The organism is Moorena sp. SIO3B2, assembly GCF_010692525.1.
GTDB lineage: Bacteria > Cyanobacteriota > Cyanobacteriia > Cyanobacteriales > Coleofasciculaceae > Moorena > Moorena producens.
This window is the reverse complement of the sequence record NZ_JAAHHE010000121.1, coordinates 1-18582: the sequence shown is the minus strand read 5'-3', so window position 1 is coordinate 18582 and position 18582 is coordinate 1. Positions and strand designations below refer to the sequence as shown.

Annotated in this window: 14 protein-coding genes and 7 pseudogenes; 11 read left to right on the top strand and 10 right to left on the bottom strand. The window is 42.8% G+C overall.

What is annotated here, in order from left to right; translation table 11 throughout:
* Nucleotides 1–201 precede the first annotated feature (201 nt).
* From F6K38_RS22240 to ltrA, 3 genes and pseudogenes are all read left to right on the top strand, one after another.
* A complete protein-coding gene (locus tag F6K38_RS22240; protein WP_071986979.1) occupies nucleotides 202–444 on the top strand; it encodes an HNH endonuclease in 243 nt (80 codons plus the stop codon).
* 439 nt (nucleotides 445–883) lie between these two features.
* Nucleotides 884–2405, top strand: a pseudogene (locus F6K38_RS44345) (reverse transcriptase domain-containing protein).
* Between the two features lie 739 nt (nucleotides 2406–3144).
* A pseudogene (gene ltrA, locus F6K38_RS22230) lies at nucleotides 3145–4825 on the top strand (group II intron reverse transcriptase/maturase).
* A 52-nt stretch (nucleotides 4826–4877) separates the two neighbouring features.
* Here the strand turns inward: ltrA and F6K38_RS22225 are convergent.
* The gene (locus F6K38_RS22225) at nucleotides 4878–6251 is read right to left on the bottom strand and encodes an IS4 family transposase (protein ID WP_008190980.1); all 1374 of its coding nucleotides are present in this window, start codon (nucleotides 6249–6251) and stop codon (nucleotides 4878–4880) included.
* A gap of 296 nt (nucleotides 6252–6547) precedes the next feature.
* Here F6K38_RS22225 and F6K38_RS22220 point away from each other — a divergent pair, with 296 nt between their 5' ends.
* On the top strand, nucleotides 6548–6976 hold the full coding sequence (locus F6K38_RS22220; protein ID WP_131827095.1) for a hypothetical protein: 429 nt from the start codon (nucleotides 6548–6550) through the stop codon (nucleotides 6974–6976).
* An 11-nt stretch (nucleotides 6977–6987) separates the two neighbouring features.
* Here F6K38_RS22220 and F6K38_RS22215 read toward each other — a convergent pair.
* Nucleotides 6988–7213: pseudogene (locus F6K38_RS22215) on the bottom strand (ISKra4 family transposase); the annotation flags it as partial.
* 184 nt (nucleotides 7214–7397) lie between these two features.
* On the opposite strand from F6K38_RS22215, the gene F6K38_RS22210 reads away from it, so the two are divergent.
* From F6K38_RS22210 to F6K38_RS22200, 3 genes are all read left to right on the top strand, one after another.
* Nucleotides 7398–8024, top strand: a complete 627-nt coding sequence (locus F6K38_RS22210) for a hypothetical protein (RefSeq protein ID WP_008190985.1) — start codon at nucleotides 7398–7400, stop codon at nucleotides 8022–8024.
* A 290-nt stretch (nucleotides 8025–8314) separates the two neighbouring features.
* Complete coding sequence (locus F6K38_RS22205; protein ID WP_008190987.1) at nucleotides 8315–8758, top strand: hypothetical protein; 444 nt, start codon at nucleotides 8315–8317, stop codon at nucleotides 8756–8758.
* Between the two features lie 164 nt (nucleotides 8759–8922).
* Complete coding sequence (locus F6K38_RS22200) at nucleotides 8923–9312, top strand: hypothetical protein (RefSeq protein WP_131827096.1); 390 nt, start codon at nucleotides 8923–8925, stop codon at nucleotides 9310–9312.
* On the opposite strand, the gene F6K38_RS22195 is transcribed toward F6K38_RS22200, so the two are convergent.
* The 8 genes and pseudogenes from F6K38_RS22195 to F6K38_RS22165 form a co-directional block, all read right to left on the bottom strand.
* Nucleotides 9281–9514, bottom strand: a complete 234-nt coding sequence (locus F6K38_RS22195; protein ID WP_071986980.1) for a reverse transcriptase N-terminal domain-containing protein — start codon at nucleotides 9512–9514, stop codon at nucleotides 9281–9283. The genes F6K38_RS22200 and F6K38_RS22195 overlap by 32 nt on opposite strands.
* 703 nt (nucleotides 9515–10217) lie before the next feature.
* On the bottom strand, nucleotides 10218–11201 hold the full coding sequence (locus F6K38_RS22190) for a group II intron maturase-specific domain-containing protein (RefSeq protein ID WP_008190990.1): 984 nt from the start codon (nucleotides 11199–11201) through the stop codon (nucleotides 10218–10220).
* A 106-nt stretch (nucleotides 11202–11307) separates the two neighbouring features.
* Nucleotides 11308–11961, bottom strand: a complete 654-nt coding sequence (locus F6K38_RS22185) for a reverse transcriptase N-terminal domain-containing protein (protein WP_008190992.1) — start codon at nucleotides 11959–11961, stop codon at nucleotides 11308–11310.
* Nucleotides 11962–12528: 567 nt separating this feature from the next.
* Nucleotides 12529–13662 carry an ISAs1 family transposase gene (locus tag F6K38_RS22180; protein WP_008190995.1) on the bottom strand — a complete coding sequence of 378 codons (1134 nt, stop codon included), beginning with the start codon at nucleotides 13660–13662 and terminating at the stop codon, nucleotides 12529–12531.
* A 619-nt stretch (nucleotides 13663–14281) separates the two neighbouring features.
* Nucleotides 14282–14425: pseudogene (locus F6K38_RS43510) on the bottom strand (HNH endonuclease); the annotation flags it as partial.
* 105 nt (nucleotides 14426–14530) lie between these two features.
* Nucleotides 14531–14623, bottom strand: a pseudogene (locus F6K38_RS44340) (HNH endonuclease); the annotation flags it as partial.
* A gap of 21 nt (nucleotides 14624–14644) precedes the next feature.
* Nucleotides 14645–15894 (bottom strand): annotated as a pseudogene (locus tag F6K38_RS44335) (ISAs1 family transposase).
* Nucleotides 15895–15964: 70 nt separating this feature from the next.
* Nucleotides 15965–16808, bottom strand: a pseudogene (locus F6K38_RS22165) (IS630 family transposase); the annotation flags it as partial.
* A gap of 68 nt (nucleotides 16809–16876) precedes the next feature.
* On the opposite strand from F6K38_RS22165, the gene F6K38_RS22160 reads away from it, so the two are divergent.
* From F6K38_RS22160 to F6K38_RS22150, 4 genes are all read left to right on the top strand, one after another.
* The gene (locus F6K38_RS22160; protein WP_131827098.1) at nucleotides 16877–17068 is read left to right on the top strand and encodes a hypothetical protein; all 192 of its coding nucleotides are present in this window, start codon (nucleotides 16877–16879) and stop codon (nucleotides 17066–17068) included.
* Nucleotides 17069–17222: 154 nt separating this feature from the next.
* On the top strand, nucleotides 17223–17534 hold the full coding sequence (locus tag F6K38_RS43490; protein ID WP_008191007.1) for a hypothetical protein: 312 nt from the start codon (nucleotides 17223–17225) through the stop codon (nucleotides 17532–17534).
* On the top strand, nucleotides 17524–17877 hold the full coding sequence (locus F6K38_RS22155) for a hypothetical protein (RefSeq protein WP_008191009.1): 354 nt from the start codon (nucleotides 17524–17526) through the stop codon (nucleotides 17875–17877). The genes F6K38_RS43490 and F6K38_RS22155 overlap by 11 nt, the downstream gene beginning before the upstream one ends.
* A complete protein-coding gene (locus tag F6K38_RS22150) occupies nucleotides 17814–18494 on the top strand; it encodes a transposase (RefSeq protein ID WP_353737210.1) in 681 nt (226 codons plus the stop codon). The genes F6K38_RS22155 and F6K38_RS22150 overlap by 64 nt, the downstream gene beginning before the upstream one ends.
* The last annotated feature ends 88 nt before the right edge of the window (nucleotides 18495–18582 follow it).

The window sequence follows — 18582 nt, the reverse complement described above, 5'->3', positions numbered from 1 at the left end:
AGATGAAAACCCGTTTTAGAGGTACCAATGACAATGGTTCCGTTTGATGAGGAGCCGGATGAGGTGAAAGTCTCACGTCCGGTTTTGAAGACGAGTCAGTGGGGTGACTCACTGGCTTAGTTTAATAAGGGAAGACTTTTGAAAAGGCAACAAGGGTTTGAAGTTACCGTAAGATAGTGGAGCCTTTATAGTTGGTAGGTTATGCGTAAAAGGTTGAAGTCTTTTGTAGTAAGGCGACCCTATCTAAGGTTTCGTTTCCGGAAATGCGCTCACTGTGGTCTTACCTTCAGAGATGGAGATTTATTGGAAACACATCACATAATACCACGCGCTAAGGGTGGAAACGACCTAGACAAAAATCTAGAGCTGTTACACCTACATTGCCACGATACCAAGCATGGGACAACAATCGATACTACAGAGTTAGATGGAAACCCGTTCTAGAGGTACCAATGACAACGGTTCCTATAATGACGAGCCGTATGATGCGTGCATTGTCACGTACGGTTCTGAAGACGAGTCGGTGAGGCGACTCACCGGCTTAGTTTAATGTGACACTGGGCAAACTGGTTCTAAAAAAGTGTCTTAAAGTCCCGGCCACAACCTGAATTAAACAATGTGCGACCGGCGACACCGACCAAGAAATATTCTCGCAGTGGTTTTGCCTTGCTAACTGCAATCTCCGAGAAGGTGTCAGGCAAATTGAACCGCCCTAAATCACCAAAACAATCTGGGAAATGGAACGAGTAAAAACGACAGCAATACCGGGTCTGAAGGAAGGTCGTACCTTCGGTAAGTAAGGCATTACTTAATCCCCACTGTCGGGTAGGATGCAGGCGGAAACTGCCTGCGGGTATCCAGAATATACGAATCAATGGAGAGTATGGTTAGACACGTGAACAGACACAGTGAACTTTGGAAAGGACAAAAGTGGAAACAACTCCGCCGAAACCTATTCCGCCTACAGCGAAGAGTATATAAAGCGGTTCAAGCTGGTGACTTGAGGAAAGCTCGGTCTATACAGAAACTGATTCTGAAATCCCGCTCGGCTCAACTCCTGGCCATCCGTCAAGTGACACAGCTAAATCAGGGCAAAAAGACCGCAGGTATAGATGGCAAAACCGCCCTCAGATACCAAGAACGGTTAGAACTATTAGAAGAATTGAGGCAAAACGCCCTCGACTGGAAACACTCCGGTCTCCGTGAAATTCCAATCCCTAAAAAGAATGGAAAAGTAAGGATTCTAAAAGTACCAACCATTGCGGACAGAGCATGGCAAGTAAGCGCAAAATTCGCACTCGAACCAGCGCACGAAGCTACCTTTCACGCCCGGAGTTACGGGTTTAGGACTGGTAGAAGCGCCCACGATGCCCAAAAATACATATTCAATAACCTAAATTCCCGAAAAAACGGCATCCAGAAAAGAGTAATAGAACTAGACATCAAAAAGTGTTTTGACCGCATCTCCCACAAATCCATCATGGATAGATTGCTAGCCCCAGCTAGTCTGAAAATGGGGATATTCAGATGTCTATTAGCTGGCATCAATCCGGAATTCCTTGAACAAGGAACGCCCCAGGGAGGAGTAGTCAGCCCACAAAAGCGCCAACATCGCACTTGATGGAATAGAGGCCATTCACCCTAGCGTCCGATCTGCGGATGATCTGGTGATTTTCCTAAAGCCAAAAGACAACGCCGAAAAGGTATTGAATAAAATTAAAGCCTTTTTAGCGAAACGCGGGATGGAAATTAGTGAAGAAAAGACCAGGATAACCAAAACGACAGACGGATTTGACTTCCTGGGCTGGAACTTCCTCCTCCAGAAAAACGGAAAGTTTAGGAGCATTCCCTCAGAGGATAACTACGAAGCAATCCGGAAGAAGATTAAAGCCGTAGCCAACAGCTCGAATTATGGTGCTAAAGTCAAGGCAGAAAAATTAGCCCCTATTGTCAGGGGCTGGAGGAATTACCATCGGAATGGCAAGATGGACGGTTCTCGAAATAGTTTATGGTTTGCTAATAAATCAGCACACCGCAAATTTTTGAAGGAAAAGAAAATCGATAGAACAGAGGCCGAAAGGCTAATCAAGAAAGCATTCCCAAAGGTAGGATACTCCGAAAACAAGCATGTGTCGGTCAAAGGGACTAAGTCCCCTTATGACGGAGACTTAGTCTACTGGAGTCAGCGAAACAGCAAACTCTACGACAATGCTACAGCAGATGCCTTGAAGAAACAGAACCATTCTTGTGGACATTGCGGACTAAGGTTCATAGGTAACGAATCTGTACACCTCCATCACATAGATGGAAACCACGACAATTGGAAACCAAAGAACCTAATGGCCGTACATCGGAGTTGTGATCAACTCATCCATGGGGGCAGACCGAAAGGTCAGGATATCTAGGAGCCGTATGAGGGGAAACCTTCACGTACGGTATGACAGGAGAGGGTGCGATTCGTTAGCTAGAAACCTTTACCCTACAAGGGTTTTGGGGGATTAGCTGCTTGGTTCAATGAACCCTGACAACTTGATAACCATGGTGGTGAAAAACCATCCCGGAGACAAAACCTTAGAATAGTGCAGCCTTAGTACAAAACCTTACTCCTATGATGCCTAACCTGCTGACCATAAAGGCTGCACTATTCTTTCGGTAACTTCTGACCCTCATGAAATCCGAGTGACAGCCCTACCCTGATTCATAGGAACTAACAAACCTATGGGTTAATGCAAGGGTCGAATATTGGAACACCCTTAACCTGACCGGTGTCAACAATAGGCAAAGAACTCATGGGTACGAGAGAAAGGTACGTTTGAATCATCGTCACAGAGATGTAGCGAAAAAAGGTTTGACACGCTACGGAGAAAAACTCAACGGAATTAGGATTACAAAGTTCCTCCCCTTTGTAATGGATTTCCCAAACAGTTCCCGGTGAAAAGTACCACCCTAAAAGTTCAAAGAATGGTTATCAGGAACGAAATAACTCTCATATGTACTCTCAGTAAGGTCGATTACTGAGTAGGTAGTTAGCCGCATGTCATATGAGGGCAAGATTGAGTCAGAAGCCAAAGCCTAGGGTAATGCCCAGGATATGCTGACGGACTCACGTTATAGGAAAAGATGTAGTTGTAAGTAGCAATGAAAATGTCTAAAACTCGGGGATTCGCCCCACAGTCGGAATGGAAGAAAGTCAACTGGCGGAAGCTAGAAAAGAATGTCTTTAAGTTGCAAAAACGAATATATCAAGCCTCTCAACGTGGTGATGTCCGCGTGGTAAGAAAGTTGCAAAAGACTCTGATAAAGTCCTGGTCGGCCAAGATGATTGCGGTCAGACGGGTAACCCAGGAGAACAAAGGGAAGAAGACTGCTGGAGTAGATGGGGTCAAATCATTAACACCAAAACAACGGCTTACTTTAGTCTCCAACCTAAAAGTTTCTAAGAAAGCCCAACCAACCAGAAGGGTATGGATTCCTAAACCTGGACGGAAGGAAAAGCGACCATTGGGTATCCCAACCATGTATGACCGCGCTCTCCAGGCACTTGCCAAACAGGCATTAGAACCTGAATGGGAAGCAAAATTTGAACCCAACTCCTATGGGTTCAGACCAGGACGTTCATGTCATGATGCCATCGAAGCAATATTCAATAGCATCAAACAAAAGCCCAAATGGGTACTTGATGCTGACATAGCCAAATGCTTCGATAAAATCAATCACGATGCACTTCTAACTAAACTGAATACCTATCCATCCATGAGACGCTTAATAAAGTCCTGGCTAAAAGCCGGTGTGATGGATAGTGGGACATTCTCACCTACAGATGAGGGCACCCCTCAGGGTGGAGTTATCTCTCCACTAAAGCGCGAATATAGCCCTCCACGGAATGGAACAGGCCATATGGGATTACGCAAATTCTGTAAAAGGCAAGAAAACCCACTATAAAAAGGGACTAGCTCTAATCAGATATGCCGACGATTTTGTCATCCTACACCAAGACCAAAAAGTGATAGAAGAATGCCTTGAAGTCATCAATAATTGGCTACATGACATGGGTCTGGAATTAAAGCCTAGCAAAACCAAAATGACCTATACCTTTAACGGATTTGAATTCCTTGGATTTAATATCCGTCAGTACAAAGTAGGCAAAAACCACTCTAAACAAGGCTTTAAAACCATCATCAAACCATCTAAGGATGCAATTCTAGAACATTTCGAGCGGCTTTCAAAAGTCATCGACAGACATAAAGCCGCTCCTCAAGAGGCTTTAATCAAACACCTCAAACCTATTATACGCGGATGGTGCAACTACTACAGAGGAGTCTGTAGCAAAGAAACCTTCCAAGATTTAGGTTACATGCTCTGGAACAAACTCCAAAGATGGGGATATAGAAGACACCCAAAGAAAACCAAAACCTGGGTAAACAAGAAATATTGGGGAACCATCGGAGAGGATAATTGGATATTCATGGCAGATGAGGATAATTACCTCCCAAAACATGCCAAAACTGAAATAATAAGGCATAAAAAAATCCAAGATACCAGAAGTCCCTACGATGGAGACCTAATCTATTGGAGCACCAGAATGAGAGAACATCCTGAAATGCCAGCTCAATCGGGAAGGCTTTTGAGAAAGCAAAAAGGGAAATGCGCTCATTGTGGTCTTACCTTCAGACCTGGGGATTCAATGGAAATGCATCACATACTACCACGCGCACTGGGTGGAAATAACAAGGATGAAAATCTGGAATTACTACACCTAACCTGCCACGATGCCAAACACGGGAAAAAAGTCAACGCCTTAGAGTTAGATGAAAACCCGTTTTAGAGGTACCAGCGACAATGGTTCCTATGATGAGGAGCCGTACATCGGTGACAACTTAAGCCTGTATGCCAATTGTCAAGGGGGTTGACGAAAAAGGCTTGAAGAAAAACTCAGACTGACCCTTTTGTCGGTCAGGAAAAGGAGCAACAATAAGTTTGACCTTGGGTTTTCGCTGCTGTTTGACGATACCTAAATCCTGATTCTCTGGGGCAGCAAAATACTTAACTGGGTCAGAAGCTAATCCTTTGTCATGAGCAACATAAAAATGATAGAGACCTCGATAAATCATCTCTAAAGAGATGCGGTCAAAGGGTAAAGAAAGCTCCGAGGCTACAGCATCACCTAAATCCACTAAAACCGCATAAAAAAGCCACGTCCCCCAAATCTGTAACTTAACTCCATTAAGAGAACCAGTCCATAAATAACTTAACCCTAAAAGTCGTTTAACTGTATTAAAAGCCTCTTCAATCCGCCAACGCCGTCCATACAAATCAGCGACGACATAGGGAGGTAAAATCATCGGATCAAGCACACTCGTTAAATAAGAATGCCAAGTTTTGCCCGAGCGCACTTCTATTAAACGTAAAGTCACAAACGGAGTTTTTTTAGTCCCAGAACCCATCCGAATCAGACGGTCACGAAGACTATAACTATCACTGAAGACTTGCTTAACTTCAAGGGAAGCTCCCTTCTTTAAGCGGGTAATAAAATGAATCCCTCGGTCAATTAACTGCTGCCAAAAGTAAAAGTGATAAAAGCCTCGAGCTAGTAACAGCAAAGTTTTAGCCCTTACTAAATTCAACAGATTCGACTCCAATTTGGTGTCAGAAGCTCTGGGATTTTCCTCAAACCAAATCTCAACCGGAAGCCGTGTCTTTACATCCACCACTACTCCCATCTTTCCGGCTAACTGTCCTTGGGGTATGTCTGCCAAGCTTTTTAGCTTCCGAAACAAGGCTTCTAAAGTGGAATTATCGGCAATCCAAATTCTCTCAAACTTGGATAGAGTAAACTGAACACTTTCTGGCAGAGGACGGCCCTTTCTTGAGTCCCAAACCTTTCTTAATTCTGGCAGCAACTCCTTAAAAACTCTCTCAAATAATTGAGCCGGAAAGGTCAAAAATCTCTGAGAAATTGCTTGTTGACTCACCTGAGTGGGTGAACACCACAAAAAGCCTTCTCTTGTTAAGATTCGGTTAAGTTCTCTGACCCCAGCTACATCTCGCCACAGTAAAGTTAACACGGCAGCTACCATCAAGGGCAGGTTAAGAATCCGGTCTCTTAATCCCAGTTTACGATAGTATCCCTCTTGGGCTGTGATGGCTGGTTTCACCAACGATTCTAGCTTAGCAGCTATTGCTGAGTCCTCTACTAGAGGACGTTGGGTCTTTTTGGCATGGTCTCGGTGGGTTTTTCTGTGGCCGCTCATCAGGATTCACCATGGCTCAATTACTTGTCTGTTCTGAGTTTCACACGACTTGAACCCTCAGGCAATCGCCCCTCTTGACAAAAGGCTTCTTCTCTTAACTTGTCACCAATGGGAGCCGTATGATGCGAAAGTGTCACGTACGGTTTTGAAGACGAGTCAGTGGGGTGACTCACTGACTTAGTTTAATTGCCCTAGGATAATACCTAGGCATCGACTCTACCAAAGAACCTTGGTATATCTTAACTAATTTGGTGGATTTAGACCTAGCTATTCGAGCTTATCAAAAGGTGCGACCCGTGGCGAATTTAATTCGCCTACGGAAAGCGCACCTAAAGCGTTTTGATATTGAAGAGATGTTTCGAGATTTTAAAGCAGGTGGCTATAATCTTGAAGGCTCCAAACTGAAACATCAGCAGCTTAATAAACTACTTATTGTCGTTGCTATTGCTTATACTAGTGCCCTTGTCCACGGTCAAAACATTAAGAGTCTTGGCATTCAAAAATATGTAGCACGACCGGAAACTTCCTCAACTTCACAACGTAGACATAGCTCTTTTTATATTGGTCAACATCTTCATCATTGGCTCCGCCTACAGCAATTGTGCCAACAAACTTTGTCTGAACTTTTGCAAATTAATCGTCGTTGGATTCTCCATTACAATCAGGGCAAACGTGCTATTGAGCTTGCCCTGTCTAGTTTTCAATCCCCTTTGTCGCCCTGCTAGCTGTTTACTCCGTCCCTACCTAAACAATCACCCTCGATTTCGTCGTTACTTCGTCTATCCAAGTAACCTTGTAACAGTCGTCTCAATAGTTCGTATCCATTTTCGAGTAGTAACGTCTCTAATTCCCCATGCTCGCGCACCGCACACTGTTTCTGAACCGAGCCAATCAACTATTTGTTCAAATAGCTCTCGCGCTCCTGAAAAAAATCTGTCTTCATTTGAGGTAGATGGTTGCATATGTCTGACTTAATCCTGGCAAAGACTGCTGTGAAGCGCCTGTCCTGTCCTTCGGTTTTTTGTCTCAAAACACTGCTACAGGACAGCTTGGGGTAAAAAACTATTCCCCATTCTATCGTCTTTCTATAAGAGCCGCACCCAAAAAGATAGGTCAAAAGTAATAGCCCTGACCTATCTAAACAAAATGATAGCTAAACTATACCAAAAAATTATCCCAAATCAGCTGCATCACACAGCATATCTATTACTAGACTTGATGGTAATTAGTTTACAATTACTCAAAGAGGTTAAGTTAGAAGTCTTAGCAGAATCGCTGCCGTTACCTATTTTATTAGAGAGCCGTCGTCGGAAAATAAGGCGATTTTTGATACTTAAAAACTTTACTATTGAAACTATCTGGTTTCCCTGTGTTACCGCTCTTTTAGAGGAGATGTTTAATCCTAAGGATAGGATTTATCTGGTCATTGATAGAACGAGTTGGAGTCTGATTAATATCTTGATGGTGAGTGTTGTCTATGATCATCGAGCCCTTGAAGTTACCGTAAGACAGGGTCGCCTTAATAAGCGACAGTCTGTAAGTTATAAGTTTAAGTTATATGAAATAAGGCGACCCTGTCTAAGGTTTCGTCCCTGGCCAATTTACTGGACATTATTAGATAAAAAGCGATGCAGCGCGGTCTTGGGGGTTTCCCCCGGAGACGAAACCTTAGACAGGCTCGCCTTTATGGTTGTTAGGCTATGCAGAAAAGGGTTAAAACTTGAGGCGCGACCCCGTAATTTAATTCGCCATAGGAAAGCGCGCCTCCATTGATTAAGGCGAGCCTGTCTTACGGTAACTTCAAACCATGAGCGACTGCATCAAGACAAGGAAATAGTAATTTGTCCGAACAAAAAGCAGTATTGAGCAAAAGTATGGAGTTACTATCAGCCTATGATGTCGTGGTGCTGGGAGACCGATAATTTTGCTCTACCAAACTAGGTCACTGGCTAGCTGAACGCAAGGTATACTTTTGTTTACGACAAAAATGTGACACCAAAGTTTTGCCAGAAAGCGATGCAGCGCGGTCTTGGGGAGGCAGCGCGGTCTTGGGGGTCTCCCCCATGAGCGACTGCCGTGGTTTCCCCCATGAGCGACTGCATCAAGACAATGAGGTTTATCAAGAGTTGCGGGACTATGGTTTAAAGCCGGGAATGAAATTGTTTCTCAATGACCTTCAAGTAACGAAAAAAAACGGATTTGGAACGTTTAATATAGCTTGTAAATGGAAACGAAATTACCGAGGAGTGAAGACAAAAGAACCGTGGTATATCCTGACTAACTTTGAGGATTTAAATACCGCTATTGTGTCTTACAAAAAGCGATTTGCGATTGAAGAAGCGATGCAGCGCGGTCTTGGGGAGGCAGCGCGGTCTTGGGGGTCTCCCCCCGGAGACGAAACCTTAGACAGGCTCGCCTTTATGGTTGTTAGGCTATGCAGAAAAGGGTTAAAACTTGAGGCGCGACCCCGTAATTTAATTCGCCATAGGAAAGCGCGCCTCCATTGATTAAGGCGAGCCTGTCTTACGGTAACTTCAAACCATGAGCGACTGCCGTGGTTTCCCCGGAGACGAAACCTTAGAGAGTGGAGCCTTTATAGTCGGCAGGTTATGGGTAAAAGGTAACGGCGCTTTTGTAATAAGGCTCCACTCTCTTACGGTAACTTCAAACCATGAGCGACTGCATCAAGACAATGTTTCGAGATTTTAAATCAGGTGGTTACAGTCTAGAAGGCTCGAAGCTGGGAGCAGAATCTCTAAGCAAGTTAATTATTTTGATAGCAATTGCCTATACTAGTGCAATCCTTCAAGGACGAGAAATCAAGAAAATGGGAATACAGAAATATGTTGTACGACCAGAAACCAAATCGCAATATCGCCGACATAGTGCTTTTTATGTTGGTCAACATCAGTATCATTGGCTGTACCTAGGGCAAATACCCGAAAAAATTGTAGAGGAACTTTTGCAAATTAACCGCCGTTGGGTCAAGCATTATAAAAAAGGTAAGCGGGCTAGGGAACAAGCCCTGTCTATGTTACAAGCTTCGTTGTCCCCCTGCTAGCTTTTCGCACAGACAAGATTAAATTGTCGAAGCTTCTTAACATCAGTTTCGTTAGGCTTCTGACCTTATTCCACTGACCGTTCTGCGTGGCACGATATATCCGTTTCCTCAGATTCTTAACATTCTTAACCACTGATTTCCAGTCAATCTGTGACCAGTCCTTAAGTTGTCCAGAGTCTCCGATAACCACAGTGGTTTCCATCTTTCAATCTCCGTTTTAGTTTCAAGGAAATCGTTCATATCGTTTGAGACCTCTCAGAAGTGGGCTACCATTTTCAGGTGGTGTGATGTTGGGATGGACCCTCAACCCTTATTCCTTGCATTACACAGGGACGTTCGCTTTCTCTGACTTCCTTTACCCCCTAGACGGTTAGGCTTTGATTACTCTCGGCTTACTTTCAAGTTTCGACCTCAAGAAAGAGTCTATTGGGCTTACCGTGTTTCGCTTTTGATGACCTTCGAGAAGGTTAGGGTTCGACTCATACTCCGATAGCTTTTTGGACTTCTTTGTTAGACAGCGAAACTTCTAACAACCAGCTATGTACCATTAAGGTTCACGGTGTGTCAGCCTGATTTCACCTTTCCGTATATCACGGAGCTAGATTAGTCGTTCACTTATCGTTAACCCTTCCTTTTCTTCCTCTTGCCATTACCACTGATTTAGGCTATCAGTTTGTTGGCTTTTGTGGTCTGCACTCCAACGGTTTCATTGCTTACTTTCGTCGTGACCAGACTCTTTCGAGCCCTTTACATGAGGACTGGGGAGAAGTACCCCAGAGAGAGTCGGCTCTCTATTCATCAAATGCGACTTTGCACGTCGGTCGGGTAAGGTTTGTAGATTACTCTACTCCCCTCCCCTAAGAACCGGACTTGACAGTTACCCATCATCCGGCTCAAGCCTTACTTCAAGCCTTCTGCTTGGTTTTCTTTTTCCCATGAAGAAGCTTGTGACAAGCTTTATGAAGATGTACAAGGTTGTCAGCCAGGTTAGAACCACCTTCTTTTATGGGAATTATGTGATGGGTTTCGATTTCTTCGTCATTGCGTAACCAGTCATTACAGATTGGACATTTATACCCATTTATCCTAGCTACTTGGTCATACTTGCTATTTTTTTCCCAGAGGGTTTTGTTAGCTTTTAGACTTCTTTTTAGCCAGTATTCTTTGAGAATCGGGTCATCGGGTGAGTTGCTCCCTTCTATTTTGACGTGTCTCACAATGGGTGTTCCTGCGACATCATATATTCGCAATTCTGAGTTTCTTCTTTTGGATGTGGACTCACTTGAGAATACCCAGTCTCTTGTGGACACACTCCACGGAGTTTTCTTGTATATCACCTTGAAGTATTTGTCCTTGACCCATCTTAATTTACGCTTTTTGTGTCTACGCCTTGCCCAATCCCACAGATATTTCCATACCCTGTTACCTACGTAACTGAGTATTTTCTTTGATGTGCAATGTCTGTAGTAGTTAGCCCAACCTCTGAGAATCGGATTCAGTTTATTGATTAATTGTTCTTGGCTTTTTCCGTTAAATGCTTTGACAGTTTTCCCAATTTCTTGGCAGAATGAGAGAACTTTATTTTTGGCGGGTTTGGTCAGAAGTGTTTCATTCTTTCCTTTCCCGAACATTCTTACGTTAAAACCCAGAAAGTCGAACCCTTGGGATATGTGGACTATCCTTGTTTTATCATCGCTTATTTCTAAGCCTCTTTCTGATAACCATGCTTTGAGCTGGATGAGAACTTTTTCCAGTTCTTCTTTTGTTTCTGCCGTGACCACAAAGTCATCGGCATATCGAATATATCCGAGTTTGTATACTTTTCTTCTCTCTCCTTTCTTGTTAGATCTTCCTCTTATTCCACCCCAGTTGTTGAGCTTTTCTTCCAATCATTCCAATCCGATGTTGGCGCTTTTTTGGACTGATGACTCCCCCTTGGGGTGTTCCTTTATTGGTTTCGTGATATATTCCTTTACTTATATATCCAGCTTTCAACTATCCTGCTACTATTTCCCTGCCTGGAGCAGAGTCTATTTGTTTCATGATAGTTTCATGGGCTAGGTTATCGAAAAAGCCTTTTATATCCGCGTCTAGAACCCATCTATCCTTTCCTCTGGAATTTAGTCTGTTTACCACTTGCTCTATGGCATCATGGCAACTTCTACCTGGTCTGAACCCATAAGAATTAGGTTCAAATATGGCTTCCCATTCGGGTTCTAGGAGATTCTTTACTATTGCCTGCATGACTCTATCCTTTAAGGTTGGGATGCCTAGAGGACGTTTCTTGCTATTTGACTTAGGAATGTATACCCTGCGTGCTGGTGACGCTTTGGGTATCTTCCACTCATTGACAAGTTTCACTCGTTGGCTAGGTGTTGTTGCCACCTCCTTATCGACACCTGCTGTTCGCTTTCCGGTATTTATCTGAGTGATTTGTCTGACAGATAGTAGTAAGTTGGCGTAGCTTTTCAGCATCAGTTTCTGTAACCTTCTCAGTTGCTTCCACTGACCAAGCTTTTTGGCACGAAAGATTCTTCGACGCAGGTTTCTAACAATCTTACGGGCTTTCTTCCAGTTGACCTGGCTCCAGTCTGTAAGTTGTGCCGTCTGTCCATTTACCGGGCTATTACCCCGTATCAAACTTTTCATCAGGTTCGATTCCTTATCTTTCGTTTATCTTTCGTATAAGACCCAAGGGAAGTCTGCTATTACTTTCGTTCAGGGGCAAAGTTTGAACCCCTATCCTCCGTATTACCAGAGGCGTTTGCTTTTTCCCTCATCCTCTACCCCCCAGAGAGTTCCGTCCTTGTTGCCTCAGACCTACCTTAGATATCGACCTTCTAAGGACTCTGTGGGGCTTACCCTGTTGTGTCAAGTAAATTTATTTCTCCTTCGGATGATGCCTCTTCCACGGATGGGAGTTTTGTTTACACGGCTTATAGAGAAACTAGCTATAGGCCCAGGGCAAACGCATCTAATCGCTAGAAACTAGCTCGAAAAAGCGTTTGAATGACTCGAAAATTTTAGCTGACCTGAAAATTTTGACGGGAACAGATAAAACTGGTATAATATTTGTATCGCTTATACAAAGGGTAAGTATTGTTTTAGATAATTAATATATATTGACAGCATAATATCAAGCTAGACCTTTTAGTCTAAACCGATGGCAAATTGCCAAACTCCATTTAGTGAGTTAATTGACTTATTAACTAAAGCTTAAACACCTAAAACTTTGAGGAGATAATCGTTATCCCATCCAGCTTTTTTTCGTTTAGTTTTAATTCCCGTTGTTTCTGTACTTTCTTGTTTTAATAAATTCAGAGCTATTTGTCTAATAATGGCTAAGTTTTCGGGAGCGTTATCTTTTCTGATTCGAGAATCATCTTCTGAAAATTGAACATCAAGCACCCAATGTAGTTGATTTTCTATACCCCAATGTCCCCGAATAGCCTTGGCTAATAGTTCAGCATTATTGGTCAGACTACTAACATAGTATCTTCTTTCAAAAGATGTTGTTCCATCTTTTTCTTGTCGGAAATAATCTACCAGACCAATTGAGTTAAGTTTTAACCAATCTCCAGATGGGTCAACCTCTTCTTTAATATTACTGAGCATTTGATAATATCTTCGCTCTTCACGACCGTGACCAATTTTCGACTGCACAAAATTAGTTTTAATACCTTTTAATTTCTGATTAGATGATGAACTATTAAATAAATTTTCTACTCTTTCATAGAGAGAGCATTGATTTTTTTTCAAGGTAATTACATAGTCAGCGTCTTGTGCTACGATTTGTAAGACAATTTCTTTTTGACATCCCATCGCATCAATAGTGACGATGCATCCTTTCAGAGCCAAAACTTTTAGAAGTTTTGGAATAGCCGTAATCTCATTAGATTTTTCATCCACTTTTACTTGTCCTAAAACTAGTTGATTAGCTGTCGCCCAAGCACTGACCATATGAATAGCTGGTTTGTGAGAACTTTTCTGATAAGAATGACGCAGTGTTTTTCCATCAATAGCTACTATTTCACCAGAAGTGAGCTGACTAATAGATTGAATCCATTTGAGAAAGCATGACTGTAATTGTTCCGGGTTTAGTTTCGCAAAAACTCGAGCAAATGTATCATGAGAAGGAATTCCATTGGGCAGTTCTAAAAACTTTTTGAGCCATTGATATTTGGTTTTTCCGTAAAGTTCTATGTCTACCCAGGTGTCTGCACCACTAATGACTGCACAGATAGTAATCGTAATAATATCTATTAATTTATGTAGTTTAGTTCGATCTACTCGCGGGTCTTTTAAGTCACTGAAATGCTCAAAAATAGTGGTTTTAGGTCTCCGATTCATGGCTGAGGATTTCACGAAACTACCTGGGATTTTTAGTCTTCCATCATTTTGACATAATTTCAACTCTAATTTTTTTTGGAAAGCTCGTAACTTTTATTAAGTTTATTGACTTATTCTTACGAAGAATTGATTTGGGTATCACTACTTATTTAGACAGCATATCCCCTGTTAAATTTTCAGTACATAATCTTGGTCATTGGTCAACAAAAAATTAGATGCGTTTGCCCTGGCTATAGGCCCTACCCACTTGGCTTTTGCCTTCAGCGTGTCAGGTCTTTACGCTGGTCATGAGATTACGCGGTTTATTAGCATTTCATTTTTTCATTCATCCATATCGGAGAAGCCCTCTAGCTCCTAACCGGGTTTGACCTTACCTAGCTTCGGCTACATTCGTGACTCTGCATATTTCCCTTTCGTTACCAAAAGGTATTGAGTCCAACCTAAAAGGTTGTTTTACGTGAGGGTAGGTGGTGTAAATTACCCTGGGGAGTCGGCTCCCCGCTTTACTTGACCAGTTCAGGTCGCGCCGCTTCCCCTCATACGGCTCCTCATCAAACGGAACCATTGTCATTGGTACCTCTCTAGGACGGGTTCTTGTCTAACTCTTTCAAGTTGATTTTGTTCCGTGCTTTTTGTCGTGACAGTGGAGGTGTAATAACTCTAGATTTTTGTCTAGGTCTTTTCCTCCTAGTGCGCGTGGTATAATGTGGTGTTTTTCCAACAAATCTCCGTCCCTGAAGGTAAGACCACAATGAGCACATTTCCGGAAACGAAACCTTAGATAGGGTCGCCTTACTACAAAAGACTTCAACCTTTTACGCATAACCTACCAACTATAAAGGCTCCACTATCTTACGGTAACTTCAAACCCTTTTTGCCGTTTCAAAAGTTTTCCAATTGAACTGGTCATCTCGGGGTGTTTTTGCATTCTGGTACTCCAGTAAATTAAGTCACCATCATAGCAGGGTAAGCGCAAGAAAATTTATAGGTTCGATATGCTAGAGTTTAAGGGAATGGAGGCTTCTAAAACCTTAAGCATATACCTTGTATCCATGCTGGCTCGTTTAGCTTTTTGACGAGTACTACGTTTATAACTCGTTTCTCGATTGAGTAGATTGATGCTAAGCGCGCTTGAGTAAAGCCATATTCTGTGGAGCATGCCCTGTACGAATCCGGCTGCTATCCTCCCCAAAAGTCACATCTAATACCCAATGCAGTTGGTTTTCAATGGACCAGTGTTGTCGGATAGCTTTGCCCAACTTCTGAGCATTGGGCGGCAAAGAAGTAAGGTAGAACATGACCTCACGGGTAGTCTTATTCCACAAATGACGGGTGCGAATAATCATCACGATAGTCTTTAATCCAGACCACTGGGACTGTTTGTACAAATCGAAGTCTATCTGTTCGAGAGAAACCGCCCAAACAGCCGCGCTTTTCAGTACGATGGTGCCGGGGATTCTACCCTGACATCATAGCTATACTCGATGCCCTCAAAGCTATGATCAACAGCAGTCTCAAACCATTGCAATACAAGCTCGAATAAAGTGGGATGATTCCCTTTGAGAGCCAAAATATAATCAGCACCTTTGGCACGAATACTATGGGCGTTTCTGTAGCTGAGTACCCATAGCATCGATAGTAATGATGCACCCACAGATGTCCAATAATTCTAGTAAAGCTGGGATGGCTGTAATTTCATTAGTTTTATCTTCAACTTTAACTTGCCCAAGAAACAACCTATGCTCACTCGCCCAAGCACTCACCATATGCAATGCAGATTTTGACTGGTTGCGGTCATAGGAACTCTTGAGTTGTTTGCCATCAATGGGGATAACCTGTGCTCCGGGCATCTGTCACCAAACTACTCAACCAACTATTGAAACGTCGCCTCAATGCACTCGGAGATATCTGCTCAAACACTCGTCGGTATGTATCTGCTGAGGGCATCCCATTTGGCAATGGTAAAAAGCTCGACAACCAATGCTGGTGGCTGATCCCATAGGTTTCGATATCTTCCCACCCTGTCGCGCCCCCGATGGTAGCTAACAGTGCAATCATCACAATGCTCACAAATGGATGGAGCACTCCTTGTTTACCTCGCGGATCACTGAGGTGATCAAAATGCTCGAGCATTTGCGGCTGTTGCTGTTCACAATTTAGGGCAGGCTGTACTGGCAAGGATTGGCCACTGGTTGCGGTTGAGTTAGTGGGTTGATCGAAGCCTTTAACCATTTGATATTTTTATTATCACATTGTTTCCCTTAGCATATTATGAGTTCGTTTTTCTTGCGCTTACCCTGGTATGCCATCCAGCTTGGTCAACAACTAAAACAATGTGTTTATCATCACCATTATTAAATTCAGCAGCAAATTCTGCCAAAACCCGATTAAATAGCTCAGTATTGACATAAGGCAGAATCCACGCCTTAGTTTCGACCGTACACGGGTGTGCAAAAGCATACAACCATAACCACTCAAATCTCCAATTGACATGGGCAATTGGCCAGTCACCTTCTGGTACATAAATGCGTCGAACCACAGGTTTGAGTCCCAGGCGATGTTCATCCTCACACCATAATTGCACATCTGCATTCGGGTAAGTGCTTTTGATTTGCTCAAGGTCGGCGGCTAGTTTTTTTTCCAGGCTTGTTGCTCATGCATAGTCGCTTTTAGTATGAGCAGGTCTCGGAACCCTCAACCTAAAAGTCATTTGTCGTAGTATCTGCCATCCTCTTTGTCTGCTGATGGACTTGCCCGTCACAGATGTTAGCCAGTCTGCCACTTTCCGACCATTCCACAATCCCCCATCTGGAGCTTGTTCTTGCAAAACTTGCCATAACTGTGCAAGTTCTAGATCTCCTATTAATGGCTTGGCTCCTTGATTTTGTTTTCTGCGTTCCCGTAGCGTGGCTTTTGGCCAATCGCCTAATCCTTCAGCACCCAATTGGTTGTATCTTTTGATTAATGCATAAATCCCGATTCTACTGTAGCCAGTTATTTGGACTACTTCCTCTGTTTTTTTTCCTTGAGCGAGTAACCAGATCACCTGATACTGCCGACTTTCTATGGCACTTTTGGCCTGGCGGTAACCCTGTTGGAGTTCCTCAATGCAAAGAGTGTTCGGTGATGGTAATTCGTCTTGGCATTACAAAGATGCTGCACTCTCCACTTTTATTATAAGTGATTAGACGGACATGATATTATTGGGAAAACCTTGGCCTTTCGGCCACGCTTTCGGCAAAGCCGACGCTGCGCGAACGCGAACAACATTCAACCTGCCAACATTCAACTGATCAAACCTGTCAACATTCAACCTGCCAACATTCAACTGATCAAACCTGTCAACCTTCAACGGATCAGACCTGTCAACCTTCAACCTGTCAACCTTCAACCTGTCAACATTTAACTGATCAGACCCGCTAATTTTAAACTTTTCATTGTTAGGAACCACGCGCAAAGTGACACTGCCTTCTTGAGCTCACGGGGTGACAACCCCGTGAAAACCCAACCAGATTGAGATTTTCAGGAATTGATGGTAGAAAAAGATCGGTCTTGAACTTGTGAGCCAGACCGATCAAAAAATGATATTACCTGAACTATATCTTACTCATCTATCAAAATACTTCAGTGAGGCTCAATTAATCACTTTAGAAATCTTGGTGTGGCTACTGCAAATCCATAAACAGATTAAAATTGAAAGGTTAGCCGCTCATTTTCCCTTACCAATTAAGTCCGAAAGTCGCCGTCGTCATCTTCAAAGGTTTTTAAAGTTACAGTTTTTGTCAGTATCTCTGATTTGGTTACCAATTATTAAAACAATAATCTCTAATAAATATCAAAAAAAAGAGAGGTTATATAAGCGTGTTGGATAGAACTCAATGGCAAGATAAAAACTTGTTTATGGTGGGGGTAATTATTGGAAAACGGGCACTGCCAATTTCCTGGCATTGTCTTGATGCAATAGCGAGTGGGGGAAACCACGGCAGTCGCTCATGGGGGAGACCCCCAAGACCGCGCTGCCTCCCCAAGACCGCGCTGCATCGCTTTCTCAACAAAAGAGGTGCCAGTAATTGTGATGAGCAAAAAGCAATACTAAGACCAGTATTAAAGTTATTGAAAGATTACGAACTCGTGATCTTGGGAGACATTCGGTGCGTCTTGCATTTCGAGGAAACCTCGAAATTACGCACCGAGAATTTCACAGCGTCATCCTAGCTAAATGGCTGAGGCAAAAGAAAGTGTACTTTGTCCTTAGACAAAAAAAGGACACAAATGTGAAAATAAATGGGCAAGACTATCAATCTTTAAGTGCTTTCAAAAAATCTCCAGGACAACGACGATTTTTGACGAGCATAAAAGTCACCAAAGAATGGGAATATTCTCAAGTTTACATGGGAATTTATTGGAAGAGAAAATATCGAGGTATGGGAGAAGCTGAGCCTTGGTACCTTTTAACTAACTTACCCAGTTTAGAGTCAGCAATCAAAAGTTATAAAAAACGGGTAGGTATTGAAGCCATGTTCCGTGATTGTCAAACAGGTGGTTACAATTTAGAGGGATCTAAAGCGAAGATTGAACGTTTAAACAGTCTAGTTTTGTTGAACGCAATTTCCTACACTATTGCCACGTTCAAAGGATATGATCTTAAAATAAAAGGTCACCAAAAGTATATTGGTCGCTGTCGAAAATTTAAGCAAAGTTTTACAAAAAATAGTAATTTTTGGATAGGTTTATATGGGACGAGTTGGATAGTTTATCATGAGTTTATGAAAGAGTGTGTGGATAAATTAATAGGGTGTGGCTCTTTTGGAAAGACGTTTGGTCAGGTTTAGAGAGGTATCGGAAGAGTAGGAGGAGCAGTAATAGAGCAACGAGCTTGAATTAGTCGTTTCATCAAAGGAAGGCCATCTTTGTACAAAG